Source organism: Streptomyces himalayensis subsp. himalayensis, assembly GCF_013778455.1.
Lineage (GTDB): Bacteria > Actinomycetota > Actinomycetes > Streptomycetales > Streptomycetaceae > Streptomyces > Streptomyces himalayensis.
Window position 1 is genome coordinate 1 of the sequence record NZ_JACEHE010000057.1, and the last position, 17,858, is coordinate 17,858.

Annotated in this window: 11 protein-coding genes and 2 pseudogenes; 12 read left to right on the top strand and 1 reads right to left on the bottom strand. The window is 71.2% G+C overall.

Annotation, left to right across the window (positions count from 1 at the left end; all coding sequences use genetic code 11):
• Positions 1-437: 437 nt before the first annotated feature.
• The 5 genes and pseudogenes from H1D24_RS43395 to H1D24_RS40370 form a co-directional block, all read left to right on the top strand.
• Positions 438-794, top strand: a pseudogene (locus tag H1D24_RS43395) (RICIN domain-containing protein); the annotation flags it as partial.
• On the top strand, positions 795-1,670 hold the full coding sequence (locus tag H1D24_RS43400) for a pectate lyase (protein ID WP_374064764.1): 876 nt from the start codon (positions 795-797) through the stop codon (positions 1,668-1,670).
• A 161-nt stretch (positions 1,671-1,831) separates the two neighbouring features.
• Entirely contained in the window at positions 1,832-4,822 is a 2,991-nt protein-coding gene (locus H1D24_RS40360; RefSeq protein ID WP_309484629.1) for an SCO1167/SCO6262 family helicase, read from the top strand.
• 47 nt (positions 4,823-4,869) lie between these two features.
• Positions 4,870-6,582: pseudogene (locus H1D24_RS40365) on the top strand (SWIM zinc finger family protein); the annotation flags it as partial.
• A 161-nt stretch (positions 6,583-6,743) separates the two neighbouring features.
• Positions 6,744-7,925, top strand: coding sequence for a serine hydrolase (locus tag H1D24_RS40370; RefSeq protein WP_181662763.1), 1,182 nt, complete (start codon positions 6,744-6,746; stop codon positions 7,923-7,925).
• Positions 7,926-8,067: 142 nt separating this feature from the next.
• Here H1D24_RS40370 and H1D24_RS40375 read toward each other — a convergent pair whose 3' ends face one another.
• Complete coding sequence (locus tag H1D24_RS40375; protein WP_258564724.1) at positions 8,068-9,189, bottom strand: asparaginase; 1,122 nt, start codon at positions 9,187-9,189, stop codon at positions 8,068-8,070.
• Between the two features lie 356 nt (positions 9,190-9,545).
• Here H1D24_RS40375 and H1D24_RS40380 point away from each other — a divergent pair, with 356 nt between their 5' ends.
• From H1D24_RS40380 to H1D24_RS40410, 7 genes are all read left to right on the top strand, one after another.
• Positions 9,546-10,568 (top strand): LacI family DNA-binding transcriptional regulator, encoded by a 1,023-nt coding sequence (locus H1D24_RS40380; RefSeq protein ID WP_309484630.1) that lies wholly within the window; start codon positions 9,546-9,548, stop codon positions 10,566-10,568.
• Between the two features lie 74 nt (positions 10,569-10,642).
• Positions 10,643-12,328, top strand: a complete 1,686-nt coding sequence (locus tag H1D24_RS40385; protein WP_181662750.1) for an ABC transporter substrate-binding protein — start codon at positions 10,643-10,645, stop codon at positions 12,326-12,328.
• Between the two features lie 97 nt (positions 12,329-12,425).
• Positions 12,426-13,403 (top strand): ABC transporter permease, encoded by a 978-nt coding sequence (locus tag H1D24_RS40390; protein WP_181662751.1) that lies wholly within the window; start codon positions 12,426-12,428, stop codon positions 13,401-13,403.
• 14 nt (positions 13,404-13,417) lie between these two features.
• Positions 13,418-14,338, top strand: coding sequence for an ABC transporter permease (locus tag H1D24_RS40395; RefSeq protein WP_181662752.1), 921 nt, complete (start codon positions 13,418-13,420; stop codon positions 14,336-14,338).
• Positions 14,339-14,341: 3 nt separating this feature from the next.
• Positions 14,342-15,295, top strand: coding sequence for an ABC transporter ATP-binding protein (locus tag H1D24_RS40400; RefSeq protein WP_181662753.1), 954 nt, complete (start codon positions 14,342-14,344; stop codon positions 15,293-15,295).
• Positions 15,292-16,344, top strand: coding sequence for an ATP-binding cassette domain-containing protein (locus tag H1D24_RS40405; protein ID WP_181662754.1), 1,053 nt, complete (start codon positions 15,292-15,294; stop codon positions 16,342-16,344). The genes H1D24_RS40400 and H1D24_RS40405 overlap by 4 nt, the downstream gene beginning before the upstream one ends.
• Positions 16,341-17,855, top strand: a complete 1,515-nt coding sequence (locus H1D24_RS40410) for a glycoside hydrolase family 32 protein (RefSeq protein ID WP_181662755.1) — start codon at positions 16,341-16,343, stop codon at positions 17,853-17,855. The genes H1D24_RS40405 and H1D24_RS40410 overlap by 4 nt, the downstream gene beginning before the upstream one ends.
• Positions 17,856-17,858: the final 3 nt, after the last annotated feature.

Genomic DNA, 17,858 nt, shown 5'->3' on the forward strand with positions numbered 1-17,858 from the left:
GCTCGAGGCGCCTGGCACGCACGCTCGCCGCGTTGCCGAAACACCCTAGTAGCTCCGCTACGAGGGTCTTCCGGCGCCTTGCGATCGCACGCACCAGGCGCCTCGAGCTGATCGGACTCCCATTTTGTGAGCACCTCTTAGACCGACCGGTCTGAGGGGGCCAGGCGGAAAAACCTTTCATCAGAGCGGCAACCTTCACTGCGACGGTGGCGACTGAGGGTCGAGATGACCTCCCGACCCTCGAACGAAAGTCACCTGCGTGAGCACTGGAGCAACCCCGCGCACCCGGCGCCGCAGAAAGACGAGGCGTCGCCGGACCCTGCTGATCGGCGTGCTGGGGACCGCCCTGACCGGCGCAGCGGTCACCGGCGGTGTCCTGATGTCGGCTTCGGCGTCCGGGCCGGGCGCGGGTACGTACAGGCTGGTGAACGCCGCCGATGACGGGTGCCTGGAGGTTACCGTCGGGCGCCACGGCGAGCGGTGTGCAGTTGGGCACGGCGGCGTGCGACGACGGCGCGGCCGAGCAGATGTGGCGGCTGACCGCGTCCGGTGACGGGTTCACGGTGAAGGCCGCGCACAGCGGGCTGTGCGCGGGAGTCAAGGGCGCATCGACGTCCGCGGGCAAGGCGGTGCAGCAGCAGACCTGCAACGGCGGGGCCTCGCAGGTGTGGAAGCCGGCCCGGGCCGGGGACGCCTATCACCTGGTCAACGCGGCCAGCGACAAGTGCCTGAACACCGGCGCAGGGCTCGCGAAGCAGAACTCGTGCGACAACGCGATCAGCAAGAGCTGGACGCTGAAGGCGACGACCGGCGCGTCCCCGTCCGCCTCTCCCACCTCGTCCGCGTCCCCTTCCGCCGCGGCTTCCGCGTCCGCCTCCGCCTCCGCTTCCGCCTCGGCCTCGGCGAGCCGTACCGCCTCCGCGTCCGCCTCGGCCACGGCGTCCAAGACGTCGACCGCCGCGCCCTCCGACACGGCCCTCGGCGCATGGCCCACCCCCACCGCCCAGAAGGCTGTGACCGCCACCATCGAGGTGTCCGGTACCTACGACGGCGGCCTGAAGCGCTTCTACGGCTCCGGTGACCTCGGCAGCAGCGGCCAGGACGAGGACCAGGGCCCGATCTTCGAGCTCGCCGACGGAGCCACCCTGAAGAACGTCGTCCTCGGCGCCCCGGCCGCCGACGGCGTGCACTGCCTGGGCAGCTGCACCCTGCAGAACGTCTGGTGGGAGGACGTCGGCGAGGACGCGGCCACCTTCCAGGGCAAGTCCCCCTCGGCCACGTACCTCGTCGTCGGCGGCGGCGCGAGGAAGGCGGACGACAAGGTCCTCCAGCACAACGGCGCGGGAACGCTGACCATCAAGAACTTCCAGGTCGAGGACTTCGGCAAGCTCTACCGCTCGTGCGGCAACTGCTCGACGCAGTACCAGCGCCACGTCGTCATCAGCAACGTCAAGGCGACCAGCCCCGGCGGCGTGGTGGTCGGCATCAACGCCAACTACGGGGACACGGCCATCCTCTCCGGCGTGACGATCGTGGGTGACAGCAGCAAGGAGATCACCGTCTGCGAGCGCTTCAAGGGCAACAACAGCGGTGACGAGCCGAGCGGGCTGGGCAGCGGCCCGGACGGCACGCACTGCCGCTACAGCGCATCGGGCGTCACGTACAAGTGACCCGATGTGACGCGCGCGGCCCCGTCCTCGCCCCTCGGTGTTCTCCGGGGGCGAGGACAGGCCGGCCTGTGTGACCGCCGCCCGCTGTACCCCGCTGCTGTCAGTGCCCGTCGTTAGAGTCGAAGACGAGTGATCCGGCTTGTGCGACGGAGGGAGGAAGCGTGGGTGCGCGCACTGCTGCGGACGAGGCCGTGTCCGTGCGGCTTGCCGCGATCTTCCTGCCGTCGCAGGTGCCGCGCGAGGGCCGGGTGGCTTTCTGGGACCCGGAGCGCGGCGGGCCACTGCCGACGGGTGACGTTAGGGAGCGCGCTGTCGGTCCGGAGCTCGGGGCGCTTACGGGGTCGGGTGTCCGTCCGGAGCTCGGGGCGCCTGCGGGATTGGGTGTCCGTCCGGAGCTCGGGGCGCCTGCGGGGTTGGGTGTCCGTCCGGAGCTCGGGGCGCCTGCGGGGTCGGGTGTCCGTCCGGAGCTCGGTGAGGTCACGGAGCTGACCGTCGTCCGGCGGCACGGTAGTCACGGTGTCCGCAGGGTCCCCGCCCCCGCGCTGCTGCTTCCGCTCGCCGACGCCTTGCCGCTGCTCGTGCGTGCCCGGCACGATCCGGCCGCTCATCCGGCCACGGCCTGCTGGGGCGCCGCCGCCCTGCACGCGCTGCGGCTCGTCGCACGCGGCCGCCTGCTGCCCGGCCTCAGCCCCGGCGGGTACGACGCCTGGCGCGCCGGCCCACTCGAGGCGAACGACATCGCGCATCTGCGCGCCATCGCCGCCGCCCTGCCGTGCGAGGGCCACGCCACCCCGCTCCCGGACCGGGGCCCTTTGCACCTGCCCGACCCGGAGGCGCTGGTGCGGGCCTTCCTGGACGCGGTCGCCGACACCCTGCCGCGTACCCCGGCCGCGCCGTACGCCACCGGCGCGCCCTTCGCCGCGCGCGAGCCGCAGCCGCTCCCCGGGGCGCGGGACTGGGCGGCCGAAGTCGCCGCCGGGATGGACGCGGGCGTACGGATCTCGCTCCGCCTCGACTTGTCCGCGTACGACCTCTTCGACTCGACAGACGGCGTCCGCAGCGCCGGGGCCGCCGTCGTCCAGGTGCACAGCCTCGCCGACCCGACGCTCGTCATCGACGCGGCGGCGCTGTGGTCGGGTGGGGGAGAGGCGTCGTTCGGGCCGCGCGCGCGTGTCGACGCGGCGCTCGCCCTGCGCCGCGCCGCCCGCATCTGGTCCCCGCTCGACCGTCTCGCCGACCAGGACGTCCCGGACGTACTGGTGCTGTCCGAGGAGGAGTTGTACGACCTGCTCGGCCCCGCCGCCACCCGGCTCGGTGCCGCCGGGGTCGCCGTGCACTGGCCCCGCGACCTCGCTCACGATCTCTCCGCCACCGCGGTGGTGCGACCCGCACCCGGCTCCGCGACCGACGGCACCGGGTTCTTCGAGGCCGAGGAACTGCTGCAGTTCCGCTGGCAGTTGGCGCTCGGCGGGGATCCGCTCACGGATGCGGAGATGGACGCGCTCGCCGAGGCCCACCGACCCGTCGTGCGGCTGCGCGACCAGTGGGTGCCGGCCGACCCGGCCATGGTGCGCAAGGCCCGCAAACGCGAACTCGGCCTGCTCGATCCGGTGGACGCGCTCTCCGTCGCGCTCACCGGCAGTGCGGAGGTCGACGGCGAGACGGTGGAGGCGGTGCCGGTCGGCGCGCTGGCCGCGCTGCGGGACCGGCTCACCGCCGGGGTTGCGCCCGTGGAGCCGCCGCCCGCCCTGCGGGCACGGCTGCGCGACTACCAACTCCGGGGGCTCGCCTGGCTGGACATGATGACCTCGCTCGGTCTGGGCGGCTGCCTCGCCGACGACATGGGCCTCGGCAAGACCGTCACCGTGATCGCGCTGCACCTGCGCCGGGCGCGGCACGAGCCGACGCTCGTGGTCTGCCCCGCATCGCTCCTCGGCAACTGGCAGCGGGAGATCGCCCGTTTCGCGCCGGGCGTCCCCGTGCGCCGCTACCACGGGCCGGACCGCACCCTGGAGGAGCCGGACCGCGGCGGGTTCGTGCTCACCACGTACGGCACGATGCGGTCGAGTGCGCCCCTGCTCGCGCAGGAGAAGTGGGGCATGGTCGTGGCCGACGAGGCGCAGCACGTCAAGAACCCGTACTCGGCGACGGCGGTGGCGCTACGCACGATCCCCGCACCGGCAAGGGTCGCTCTGACCGGCACCCCCGTCGAGAACAACCTCTCCGAGCTGTGGGCGCTGCTCGACTGGACGACACCGGGGCTGCTCGGCCCGCTCAAGTCGTTCCGCGCCCGGCACGCGCGTGTCGTCGAGGGCGGCGAGGACGAGGAGGCAGTGCAGCGCCTGGCGCGGCTCGTCCGGCCCTTCCTGCTGCGCCGCAAGAAGTCGGACCCGGGCATCCTGCCCGAGCTGCCGCCCAAGACCGAGACGGACCACCCGGTGCCGCTCACCCGCGAACAGGCCTCGCTGTACGAGGCGGTGGTCCGCGAGTCCATGGCCGCCATCGAGGACGCGCAGGGGATGGCGCGCCGGGGCCTCGTGCTGAAACTCCTCACCGCGCTCAAGCAGATCTGCAACCACCCGGCGCAGTATCTGAAGGAAGGTGCGGCCGCCCGGCTCCTCGGCCGCTCCGGCAAACTCACCCTGCTCGACGAGCTGTTGGACACGATCCTCGCCGAGGACGGCTCGGCGCTCGTCTTCACGCAGTACGTCGGCATGGCCCGGCTGCTCGAGGCGCACCTCGCCGAGCGTGCCGTGCCGGCCGAACTGCTGCACGGCGGAACACGGATCGTCGAGCGTGAGCGCATGGTGGACCGCTTCCAGAGCGGAGCGACGCCGGTACTGGTCCTCTCCCTCAAGGCCGCAGGCACCGGTCTCAACCTCACACGCGCGGGACACGTGATCCACTTCGACCGCTGGTGGAACCCGGCGGTCGAGGAGCAGGCCACCGACCGCGCGTACCGCATCGGGCAGACGCAGCCCGTCCAGGTCCACCGTCTGATCACCGAAGGCACGGTGGAGGACCGCATCGCCGACATGCTCGCAGCCAAGCGAGCCCTGGCCGACGCGATCCTCGCCTCCGGCGAAACGGCCCTCACCGACCTGACGGACCGGGAGCTGGCCGACCTCGTCTCCCTTCGGAGGCAGCCATGACACGCCATCCGCATCCGCCCGATCCCGACCGCGTGGAAACGGACGGCAGCGGGGCGGCCACGACTGACCCGGCGCGCGCAGGCTCTGCTGAGGCGGCTCGTCCTGCGGACGCGCTGTCTTCTGAGTCCGTGGCTGGGCCTGGGGGCGCGCTGTCTTCTGAGTCCGAGGCTCGGCCCGGGGACGCGCCGCCTCCGGAGTCCGAGGCTCGGCCCGCGGACATCGTCCGCAGGGCGCTTCGGGCTGCCCGCCGAGGGCAGAGGGACGCTACAGGCCAGGCCACGGGTGAGTCTCGCCCGCCCAGCGGGCCTGGGCCTGACGAGCCCGCCGGCCGCGTGCCGCGCGGCAATGCGGCGGCGCGCGTTCCCTATGCGGCGGCGCCCGTTCCCCGTCGTGGCCGCAGCCTCGACAGGGAACGTGACCGCGTTCGCGACGGGGAACGCGGCCGCAGCCGCGACGCGGAACGTGGCCGGCCAAGCGCCGCCCCGGCCGCCGCGGGGACAGGCAGCGGAACCGAGCTGCGCCGTACCTTCGGCGCGCTTCCGCCCGGTCTCGCCTCGCCCGACGCCCGCTTCGCCCATACCTGGTGGGGTAATGCCTGGACCGACGCGTTGGAGGAACTCTCGCTGGATCCGGGCCGGCTCGACCGTGGTCGGCGCTATGCCGCGCAGGGCAACGTGGGCGCGATCACCGTGACGCCGGGGCTCGTCCTGGCGTATGTCCAGGGCAGCCGCGCCCGCCCGTACCGCACCCGCATCGCCCTGCGTGTTCTCTCCGACGAGGAATGGGACCGTTTCCTGGACGCGGCCGCCGAGCGTCCCGGACGTATCGCCGCGCTGCTGGAGAAGGACATGCCGCACTCGCTCGCCGACTGCGGAGTGGACCTGCTGCCGGGCCCCGGGGATCTCGAACCCGACTGCTCCTGCCCCGACTTCGGCCACCCCTGCAAGCACGCCGCCGCCCTCTGCTATCAGACCGCCCGCCTGCTCGACGAGGACCCCTTCGTGCTGCTGCTGATGCGCGGCCGGGGCGAGCGTGAGCTGCTGGACGAGCTGGCCCGCCGCAATGCCGCGCAGGCCGCGCGCCCCCGCCAGGACCCGCCACGCTTCCCCGGCGTACGCGCCCGGGACGCCCTCGCCCCGCGCACCCTCCCTGCCCTCCCGGCCCCGTTGCCCGTACCGCCGCACCCCGAGCAGCCGCCGGTCTACCCCGCCGCCCCGGGAGGTCCGGATCCGTTCGCCCTCGACCAGCTGGCCACCGATGCGGCGGCACGCGCACACGCCATGCTCGTCACCGGCCGTGACCCCGTCGCTGAGCTGACCCTTTGGCAGGACGCCGTCCGCCTCGCCGCGGCCCGGCCCGGGTCCGGTCTCACCGGAACCGGCCGCACCCTGTATGCCTCCCTCGCCACGGCCGCCGGCCGCACCCCGGCCGAGCTCGCCCGCGCGGTCGCCGCCTGGCGCCAGGGCGGCGAAGCGGGCCTCGCCGTTCTCGAGGAGTACTGGGATCCGCCCGCGGGCCGCTTCGACCGCGCACGCCCGGCGCTCCTGGCCGCCGACTTCCCGCCCTTCCGCCCCTGGCACAACCACCTCACCCACCCCCAGGGCCATGTCCAGCTGCGCCTCGGCCGCGACGGCCTCTGGTACGCGTACGAGTCCGAGCCCGGCCGCGACGACTGGTGGCCGAGAGGCACCCCGGACCTGGATCCGGTCGGTGCTCTGACGGGTCTCCTGGGAGCCGGTGGTACAGGCCCCGATCCGTAGCCGGGAGCTGGGGGAGCTGGGGAGCTGGGGGAGCTGGGCCGCCTCCGGAGGCATCGCCGCACGTGGCGGTGGCGGAGGCGCACACGGACCGGCCCGCATGTTTCGTGAACCGCACCGTATCCATCATCCTGGCGAAACATGCCGAGGCTTTCCTCTGTACCGTGAACGGATTCCGAGGAACGGTCTGGTGGACGCGGGCGCCATGGTGGGGCCTGTGGTGCGCCGCGCTCGCGGCCCTCGTGCTGGGCGACACGTGCGCGACGGGCACGGCCCCGGTCGCGCGACAGGCAGCGAGCGGCGCCGCGCGACCGATGTCCACGGCCATGGTCGTCGCCGCCCCGCTGCCCGTGGGAGTGTCTCCTCCCATGCACTCCAGGCCCGCGCCCGCCCGGCCCGCGTCCGCCGCAGCCGACGCCGCGCAGAGCGCCGGTACCGCCGCTGCCGGCCGTCCCGCCGACCCCGACGCGCTGCTCGCCGACGCCCTCGCAGACGTGGCCGAAAGCGCCCACGGCCACTTCTCGCTGGCCATCGCCGACACGGACACCGGCCTCCGTGCCGTATACGCCCCGGAGGAGCACCGGTTCGCCACCGCCAGCATCGTCAAGGCCGACATCCTCGCCGCGCTCCTGCTGCGCGCACAGCGGGAGGGCCGCTCCCTGACACAGCAGGAGCGGTACGACGCCGGACCGATGATCCGCGTCAGCGACAACGCCTCCGCCAGCCGTCTCTGGGCACGGATCGGCGGCGGCGCCGGCCTCGCGGAGGCCAACGAGCGGCTGGGGCTCACCGCCACCACGCCCGGCCCGGGCGGACTGTGGGGCCTGACCCGGACCACGGCGGCGGACCAGCTGCGTCTGCTGGAGGCGATCACCCGCGACGACTCCGCGCTGTCGCGTGCGTCCCGGACGTACCTTTACGACCTCATGACGCACATACATGCAGGTCAGGACTGGGGCGTCACGGCCGCCCAGACCCCGGCGACCACAACTCCGAGCGGCACACCGACCGCCACCGCGGCAACTGCCGACGCCCCCTCCGCCGCTCCCCCCGCCCCCGCCACGGCCACCGGCTCGCCCACCGCCGAGCCCGCCGCCGCACCCTCCGCAGCAGTCACCGCCCCGGCCGCCGCACTCAAGAACGGCTGGCTGCCCCGCAGCGCGACCGGCCTGTGGGTGGTCAACACCATCGGCGTCGTGGAGCACAACGGTCACCGTCTGCTCATCGCCGTACTGAGCGACGACCAGCCGTCCATGGCCGCCGGCATACGGCTGGTGGAAGCGGCGGCGGCCAAGGCGGCCGAGGCCCTGACCGCCGCCGATACGGAGCCGCCGACCAAGCCCTGACGACGCTCACGACGCCGCAAGACCGCCATGCAGCAACACCGTCATCCAGCAACGCCGCAACGCCGCCATGCAGCAACACCGTCATCCAGCAACGCCGCAACGCCGACATGCAGCGCCGCCGTAGCGCCGCTGTGTCACAACATCACCGTGTGACGAACTGAGCCGTCCCCAGCGTCGAGAACCACTCGCGGATCTGCTTCTCGTCCTCCGTCGCCGCCAGTGAGAGCAGAAGCAGCAGACGGGCCTTCTGCGGGGTGAGGTCTTCCGCGCCGATGACGCCGGTCGCCGTCGACGAGCCGTACACCGCGCCCGATCCCGTGCGGGTCGTCGACGCGAACAGCACGCCCTTCTTGACCGCCTCCGTGCGGGCCGCGGACATGGCGGGCGAGATGCCGCCCGCCCCCGTGCCCGCGGTCACGATGCCGTCCGCGCCGCCGCCCGCGAAGGCGGTGATCGCCTCACCGCCGGCGTCCTGGTACGAGTACGCGATCTCGACCTTCGGCAGCGGGCCGTCGTCTATCGTGTCCAGGTCGAAGGGCGTGTCCCAGCTGCTCCTGCCGCACTTCTGGACGCGTGCCGGTGCCCGGTGGAGGCGGATGTTGTCCTGGTCGATGACGCCGAGTTCGCCCGTCGGGCCGCTGTCGAAGGTGTCCATGCGCAGCGCGTTCGTCTTGCGGACCTCGCGGGCGGCCTGGATCTGGTCGTTGAGCATGACGACCGTGCCGTAGCAGGTGGTCTTGCGGCTCGCGGCGAGTTTGATCGCGTTGTAGAGGTTCGCCGGTGCGTCGGTGCCGATGACCGTCCACGGACGCATGGAGCCGGTCAGGACGACGGGTTTGTCGCTGCGCACGGTCAGGTCGAGCCAGTACGCGAATTCCTCCATCGTGTCGGTGCCGGTGGTGACCACCACCGCGTCGTTCTTCTTCAGCGCCGCGTCGACGGAAGCGGTCAGGCGGCGGTAGTCGGCGATCGTGTACGAGCCGGAGCCCTTGTTGCCGAACTGCTCGGTGGTGACGTCGGCGAGGCCGTCGACCTCCGGCCGCAGCTCGTCGACCATCTTCGAGATGGCCAGCTGGCCGGAGCGGTAGTCCTGGAAGGACACCCGGTTGGTGCTGACCCCGGAAATGGTGCCGCCGGTTCCGATGACGGCGACGTCGGGGACGTCTTTTCCGGCGCCGGGTTCGGCGCTGGCGCCGGTGACGGTCGCACCCACCGCGGCGGCGAGGGCGAGCAGCAGGGCGGTGGTGCGGTGGGCGATTCTCAAGGCGTCACGCATCCTTAGTCGGTTGATCCGTTGCCGACGGCTCGCCCCGACGCTAGAAAGCGTTCTTTACCCGCTGATTGCCTGCGCATGTCAACCGATTGCCTGCACATGCCAACCGACGTGCGTGTGTCAACGGATCTCCGCCCATTAGCGGCGGGGGTCCGGCCGGTGCGGGTCGTCCCGCGTCCGTACCGGCGATGGCCACGGGACCGGTGGCCTGATGCAACCCAATGCACAGGTATTGACATGCCGCTCAAGACGGACGTAACTTCCCTGCCACAAGGAAGTAACGCGCGTTATTAAAGCGCGAAACCGGAGGCGATGTCTCGCCCCCGTCCGGCCGAAGGGAACTGGAAGTGGCCACGAACAAGACGCAGCGCGTGACCATGAGCGATGTGGCACGCCATGCGGGCGTCTCGCGGACCACGGTCTCCTTCGTCCTCAACGACAAGCCCGGTGCCGCCATCCCCGACGAGACCCGTCGGCGGATCCTGGGGGCGATCGACGAGCTCGGCTACCGGCCCAACGCCGGGGCGCGGGCGCTGGCAGCGAAGCGCAGCGGGTGGTTCGGACTGATCACCGAGATCGTGACCGGCCCTTTCGCGGCCGAGGTGATCACGGGAGCGCAGAGCCGCGCCTGGGGTGACCGGAGGTTCCTGCTGATCGCCGCGAGCGAGGGCGACCCCGCCCAGGAGGCGGCCGCCCTCGACCAGATGCTGGAGCACCGGGTGGAAGGGCTGCTGTACGCCACGACCTGGCACCGGGCCGTCACTCTGCCGAAGGCCGTACGCGAGGTGCCGACAGTGCTCGTCAACTGCTACGACTCGGAGGGGGAGCTGCCGTGCATCCTGCCCGACGAGGAGTCGGGCGGATACCGCGCTACCCGCCGGCTTCTCGACGCCGGTCACACCGGCATCGGGTTCATCAACCTCGACCCGGCGATCCCGGCGGCCATCGGCAGGCGCGCGGGGTACGAACGTGCCCTGCGCGAGGCGGGGATCACCCCCGACCCTTCCCTCGTCATCCCCGGCTGGGCCACCGCCGACGGCGCCTACACCGCCGCCTGCGAACTGCTGGACCGTCCGGCCGCCGACCGGCCGACCGCGCTGTTCTGCGGCAACGACCGGATGGCGATGGGAGCGTACGACGCGATCAAGGAACGTGGGCTGCGCATCCCGCACGACGTGGCCGTGGTGGGGTTCGACAACCAGGAACTCATCGCCGCCTATCTGCGGCCGAAGCTGACGACGCTCGCCCTGCCCTTCGAGGCCATGGGCACCAAGGGCGTCGACATGCTCGCCGCTCTCGCAGCGGGGCAGCCGCTCGACACCCACCGGGTGACGATCGACTGCCCGCTGCTCGAACGCTCGTCGGTCTGACCGCGAATCAGTCCGCCGAGTAATCCCATCCCGTCTTCGTCCTGTGTGTTGAAGAGAGGAAAAGAGTCTCCATTATGGCACCCTCCCGCATACCTTCGCGGCGGCCACGGGCCGTTCTGAGAGCCGTCACCGCGACCGCCGCTGCAGCCCTCGTCCTGTCCGCCTGTACGGGCGGCGGCGCTGGCTCCTCCGGCGCCGGTGACACCTCCGGCAACCAGCTGCTCACCATCCCGCGCGAGGACCTGGCGACGTTCACGCGCAACTTCAACCCGCTCTCCCCGCAGGCAGCCCCGATGACCAAGGAGGCTGTCTACGAGCCGCTGGTCGTGCACAGCATGGCGGATGCCAAGGACACGCCGTGGCTGGCCACCAAGTGGGAGCAGGCCAAGGACGGCAAGTCCCTCACCTTCACGCTGCGCGAGGGCGTCAAGTGGTCGGACGGCAAGCCGCTCACCGCCGACGACGTCGTCTACACCTTCCAGCTGCGCAAGAAGGTGCTCGGCGGCCTGGAGTACCTCGACAAGGTCACCGCGGCCGACGCCCACACGGTGAAGTTCTCCTTCAACAAGCCCTTCTCGCCCGGCTTCTTCGAGATCGCCGGACAGTCGATCATGCCGAAGCACGTCTGGTCCAAGGTGAAGGACCCGGCGAAGTTCACCAACCCGAACCCGGTCGGCACCGGCCCGTACACGAAGCTGGAGAGGTTCCAGGCCCAGTCGTACGAGCTGGGCAGGAACCCCGACTACTGGCAGCCCGCCAAGCAGCAGATCGCCGGCATCCGGATGCTCGCCTTCTCCGGCAACGACAGCGCCAACGTCGCCTTCACCAACGGTGAGGTGGACTGGACGCAGTCGTTCATCCCGGACATCGAGAAGTCCTTCGTCGCGAAGGACAAGAAGCACAACCACTACTGGTTCCCGCCCGCCGGTGCCATGATCAACTGGCAGCTGAACACCACGAAGGCCCCCTTCAACGACCCGGCTGTGCGCAAGGCGCTCAGCATGGCGATCGACCGCGACCAGATCACCAAGGTCGCGATGAACGGCTACGCCGAACCGGCTGACTGCACTGGCCTGGCCCGCACGTACGACAAGTGGCGCGACAAGGATCTCGCCGCGTCCTGCGCCTGGACGACGTACGACACCGACGCGGCGGCCAAGGCCCTCGACGCGGCCGGCTACAAGGAGAGCGGCGGCAAGCGGACGCTGAAGAACGGCAAGCCGTTCACGCTCGACATCTCCGTCGGCTCCGCCTCGTCCGACTGGATCTCGGTCGCGAACATCATCAAGCAGAACCTCGCGAAGGTCGGCATCACCGCCACCGTGAAGACGCCCGACTGGGGGGCGGTGGTCAGCTCGTACGAGCAGGGCACCTTCGACTCCGGCATCGTGTGGAGCAACAACGGCGCCACCCCGTACGAGTACTTCCGCGGTGTGATGTCGACCGTCATGGTCAAGCCCGTCGGTGAGAAGGCCACCGAGAACTACCACCGTTTCGGGGACAAGAAGGCCGACAAGCTCATCGACGCTTTCGCCGCCGCCGCGGACGAGAGTGAGCAAGCCGAGCAGATCGACGGCCTGCAGGAGCTGTACGACAAGGACGCGCCCGTCGTCCCGCTGTTCACCGGCCCCGAGTGGGGCGCGTACACGGACACCCGCTTCACCGGCTGGCCCACCGAGAAGAACCCGTACGCCACCCTCGGCAACCGCAACAGCAGCACGATCCTCGTGCTCACGTCGCTGAAGCCCGTCAAGGGCTGACGTCGCCCGCGCGGACCGGGCGGCCGCCCTCCTCCCCGGACGGCCGCCCCCGCTGACCGCATCACCGTTCATCCCCCACTGACAGGGAGCACGACCCGTGCGTCTGATCCTGCGCAATCTGGGGTTCTATCTGCTCGCCTTCTGGGCCTCCATCACCCTGAACTTCGTTCTCCCGCGCTTCATGCCGGGCGACCCGGTCTCCCGGATGTTCGCGCAGGCCCAGGGCACGATGCAGCCCGACCAGATAGCCCAGCTGCGAACACTCTTCGGCCTGGACGACCGCCCCCTCTGGGAGCAGTACGTCTCTTACGTCAAGAGCGTCTTCACCGGCGACCTCGGCATCTCCATCACCCGCTTCCCGACCCCGGTCTCCGAGGTGATCGGCTCGCAGATCGGCTGGACCCTGCTGCTCGGCGGTGTCGCGCTCGTCATCGCCGCCGTCGTCGGCAATCTGCTCGGCATCGTCGCCGCCTGGCGGCGCGGCGGCGTCCTCGACTCCGCCTTCCCGCCCCTGCTGATCTTCGTCGGCTCGTTCCCGTACTTCTGGCTGGCGATGGGCGCGCTGTACCTGTTCGGGGTGAGCCTGGGCTGGTTCCCGCTGCGGCACGCGTACGACGTCGGACTGACCCCCGGCTTCAACGGCGAGTTCCTCGCCAACGCCGCCACCCACCTGGTGCTGCCCGCGCTGACCATGGTGCTGGTCTCCATCGGCGGCTGGATGCTCGGCATGCGCAACACCATGATCGCGACGGCGGCGGAGGACTACATCACGATGGCCGAGGCGAAGGGGCTCAGCCCCTCGCGGATCATGTTCCGCTACGCCGCCCGCAACGCGCTGCTGCCCTCCGTCACCAACTTCGGCATGGCGCTCGGCTTCGTCGTCGGCGGCGCGCTGCTCACCGAGGTCGTGTTCGCCTACCCCGGCATCGGCTACCAGCTGCTGATGGCCGTCCAGGGCCTGGACTACCCGCTGATGCAGGGCATCTTCCTGACGATCACGGCGGCGGTGCTGCTCGCGAACTTCCTCGTCGACCTCGTCTACGTCCGCCTCGACCCGCGCGTCCGCGTCCGCTGAAGGGGGTTGCCGACATGACCGCCATCGAGATCGCGACGGCCACCACGCCGACAGTGCCCGCGCGCACGTCCCGCCGGCGCGGGCTGCTGCGCCAACTCATCGACAGCAAGAAGGCGTTGGCGGGGCTGACGCTGCTCGCCCTTTTCGCGCTGCTTGCCCTGCTCGCGCCCGTCCTCGCCCCGGGTGACCCGTCACTCATCAACTCCACGGGCAGCCAGGCCCCTTCGGCCGCACACTGGCTCGGTACGACCGCCAAGGGACAGGACGTGCTCGCCCTGACCCTGTGGGGGGCGCGCAGCTCCCTCTTCGTCGGGTTCACAGTGGGGCTCGCGGCGACCGGCGTCGCCATCGTCGTCGGCCTCGCGTCCGCGTACTTCGGCCGCGTCGTCGACGACGCACTGACCCTGGTCACCAACGTCTTCCTGCTGTTGCCCGGGCTGCCGCTGCTCATCATCCTGGCCGCGTTCCTGCCGCCCGGGACCTCCACCGTGATCCTGGTGCTCGTCGTGACCGGCTGGGCGGGCTCCGCCCGGGTACTGCGCGCGCAGGCCAAGTCGATCCGGGGCAAGGACTTCGTGGCCGCGGCCGTCGTCACGGGGGAGCGTCCGCTGCGGATCATGTTCCGCGAGATCCTGCCCAACATGGCGTCCGTGGTGATGACCACGCTGCTCGGCTGCGTGATCTTCGGCATCGGCGCCCAGGCCGGCCTGGAGTTCCTCGGCCTCGGCGACAGCAGCGTCGTCAGCTGGGGCACCAACCTGTACTGGGCCAGCAACGACGGCGCGTTGATGACCGGTGCCTGGTGGGCCTTCGCCCCCTCCGGACTGTGCATCGCCCTCGTCGCCTTCGCGCTCGCTCTGGTCAACTACGCGGTCGACGAGATCACCAACCCGAGGCTGCGCAACCGCCGTGCCCGCCGTGAGAGGAGGGGCTGAGCCATGCAACCCGTACTTGAGGTGAGCGGCCTGCGTGTCGAATACCGAGGCGACGGACGCACCGTCGTCGGCGCCGACGACGTCTCCTTCTCCATCGGCGCCGGAGAGGTCTTCGGTCTCGCCGGTGAGTCCGGCTGCGGCAAGTCGACCATCGCCAACGCGGTGATGCGGCTGCTGAAGCCCCCGGCGGAGATCACCGCGGGCAGCATCCGCTTCCAGGGCGGGGACGTCCTCGCCCTGGACGAGCGGGAGCTGCGTGCCTTCCGGTGGCGGCAGATCGCGATGGTCTTCCAGTCGGCGATGAACTCGCTCAACCCCGTCCTCACCATCGGCGAGCAGATCGTCGACATCTTCACCACGCACGAGAAGCTGAAGAAGCGGGCCGCGCGGGAGCGGGCGGGTGAGCTGCTGGAGCTGGTGGGCATCGACCCGGGTCGGCTGAAGGCATACCCGCACCAGCTCTCCGGCGGTATGCGCCAGCGCGTGGTCATCGCCATGGCCGTCGCGCTCCGCCCCCGGCTGCTGATCATGGATGAGCCGACCACCGCACTCGACGTGGTCGTGCAGCAGGAGATCATGGCGCAGATCCGCGACCTCCAGCGGGAGCTGGGCTTCTCCATCCTCTTCATCACCCACGACATGTCCCTGATGGTCGAACTGTCGGACCGCATGGGCGTGATGTACGGCGGACGGATCGTCGAACTCGCCGACGCCAAGGACCTGTTCATCAGGCCGCTCCACCCGTACACCGAGGCGCTGATGAACGCCTTCCCGCCGCTGACCGGCCCGCGCCGCGAGCTCACCGGCCTCTTCGACGCCCCGCGTACCGCCGACAGCTGCGGCTTCCACGTCCGTTGTCCCGAGGACCGCTCGGACTGCTCCATGAACATCCCCGACCTGCGCGAGGTCGCGCCCGGCCGCTGGGTGGCCCGCAGTCCCGAAGGAGGCCCCCGATGACCGAACCTCTGCTGTCCGTACGTGGTCTGACCAAGGACTTCCAGGTCGGAACCGTCTTCTCACGGCGCCGCGTCCGTGCCGTCGACGACGTGTCCTTCGACCTGCCGGCCGGCCGGATCACCGCCCTGGTCGGCGAGTCCGGCAGCGGCAAGTCCACCATCGCCCGCTGCCTCGCCCGCCTCGAACAGCCCTCCGCCGGACAGGTGCTGCTCGACGGCGAGGACGTCCTGCGCACCGAGCGGCGCGGAGCGTCACGGGCGTACCGCCGCAAGGTCCAGATGGTGTTCCAGGACCCCTTCGGCTCGCTCAACCCCGTCCACCGCATCGAGCACTTCCTCATCCGGGCTCTCGTCCTGCACGGCCACCCCGCCACCCGCGAGGCGCTGTGCGAGCTGATGGCGACGGTCGGCCTGACCGAGGACATGCTGCAGTCCTATCCGCACGAGCTCTCCGGCGGCCAGCGACAGCGCGTCGCCATCGCCCGCGCCCTCGCCGTCGAGCCCTGGCTGATCCTCGCCGACGAACCGACGTCGATGCTGGACGTCTCCGTGCGCGTCGGTGTGCTCAACCTGATGCGGCGCCTGCGCGACGAGCGGGACATCGCCATGCTCTACATCACGCACGACCTGGGCTCCGCGCGCTACCTCGCGGACACCACGATGGTCATGTTCGCCGGCGAACTCGTCGAGGGCGGCGACGCGCTGGCCGTCATGGACGCCCCCGCCCACCCCTACACCCGGCTGCTGCTGTCCGCCGTACCCGACCCCGAACGGGCCGGGAGCTACGACCCGGTCGAGCGCGCCCGGCTGCGCGAGGCGATCCTCAACCCCACGGCCTGCCCCTACGGCGACGACGGCACGTGCAGCCGCACCGAACCCGTCCGCCACATCGTCGGCGAGGACGAGGGACAGCCCCACTGGGTGCGCTGCCACCTGCGCGCACCGGCCTCCGACATCGCCCGCCGCGTGCTCAAGGCCACCGACCGGCCGGACGGCGAGGCCACAGACGACACCGACGCCACTGAGAAAGCGGAGAACACCGCCGCATGACCCACGACCTCACTCTCCCCTCCGGCACTCCCGTCGCCGAGGGGCTGGCCGAGCGCGCCCACCGCGACCCCCACCGCCCCCGCTTCCACTTCACCTCGCCCGGCGGCTGGCTCAACGACCCCAACGGGCTGACCCACTGGAAAGGCGTCTACCACCTCTTCTACCAGTACAACCCGCTCGCCCCCGCCCACGACCGCATCCACTGGGGCCACGCAACCAGCACCGACCTCGTCCACTGGACCGACGAACCGATCGCTCTCGTCCCCGGCACCGACGGCCCTGACCGCGACGGCTGCTGGTCCGGAGTCCTCGTCGACGACGGGGGAGTGCCCACGCTCGTCTACTCCGGCCGCCACGGGGACCGCGAACTGCCATGCGTGGCCACGGGATCCGCCGACCTGCGCTACTGGACCAAGGACCAGGCCAACCCGGTCATCACCGCCCCGCCCGAGGGCGTCGACATCACTGCTTTCCGCGACCACTGCGTGTGGCGGGAGGGCCAGGTGTGGCGGCAGCTGGTGGGCTCCGGCATCCGGGGCGTCGGCGGAACGGCCTTCCTGTACGAATCGGACGACCTGCGTAGCTGGCGGTACGTCGGCCGCCTGCTGACCGGTGACGCCTGGCAGAACCGTGGCGAACTCGACTGGACCGGCACGATGTGGGAGTGCGTCGACCTGTTCGGTCTCGAAGAGACGGATGTGCTGGTCTTCTCCGCCTGGGACCAGGGCACCACCCACCACCCCCTGTACTGGACCGGCCGCTACGAGGGCGACACCTTCACCCCGACCGCCCTCCACCGCCTCGACTACGGCGGGCGCTACTTCTACGCCCCCCAGTCCACCCGCGACGAGCACGGCCGCCGCATCATGTTCGGCTGGCTCCAGGAGGGCCGGACGGACGAGGCGAACGCGCAGGCCGGCTGGTGCGGTGTGATGTCCCTCCCGAGGGTCGTCACGCTTGGCGCGGACGGCCGCCTGAACCAGGCCCCGGTGCCGGAACTGACCCAGCTGCGGCGGGAGCGCGTCGAGGTGGCGGCGGGCCCGCTGACCGACCCCTACACCCGGCTGCACGCCGTGCGCGGGGACCAGCTGGACATCGAGACGACCCTGCGCCTGGCCCCCGGAGCGACTGCCCGGCTCGTGGTCCGCGAGACACCGGACGGCGCGGAGCGCACGGTCGTGGAGGTGAGTAGAGCGCACGACGGAGCGGGCGGCATCCTCCGTCTGCACCGTGAGTCCAGCAGCCTCGACCCGTCGGTCGACATCGAACCCAGGTACGGCGAAGTTCCGTTGGACGCCGACGGCCGGGTCGACCTGCGCGTCCTCGTCGACCACTCAGCCCTGGAGATCTTCGCGGGCGGGCGCCCCCTCACCGCCCGCATCTACCCCACGCGCCCCGAGGAGGCCGTCGGCGTCGGTATCGGTGCCGACGGCGACGTGAGCCTGGAGCGGTTCGACGCCTGGCAGATGGCGTCGGCCTTCACTCAGGGACCCCGGCCGATGTGGCCGTGACGG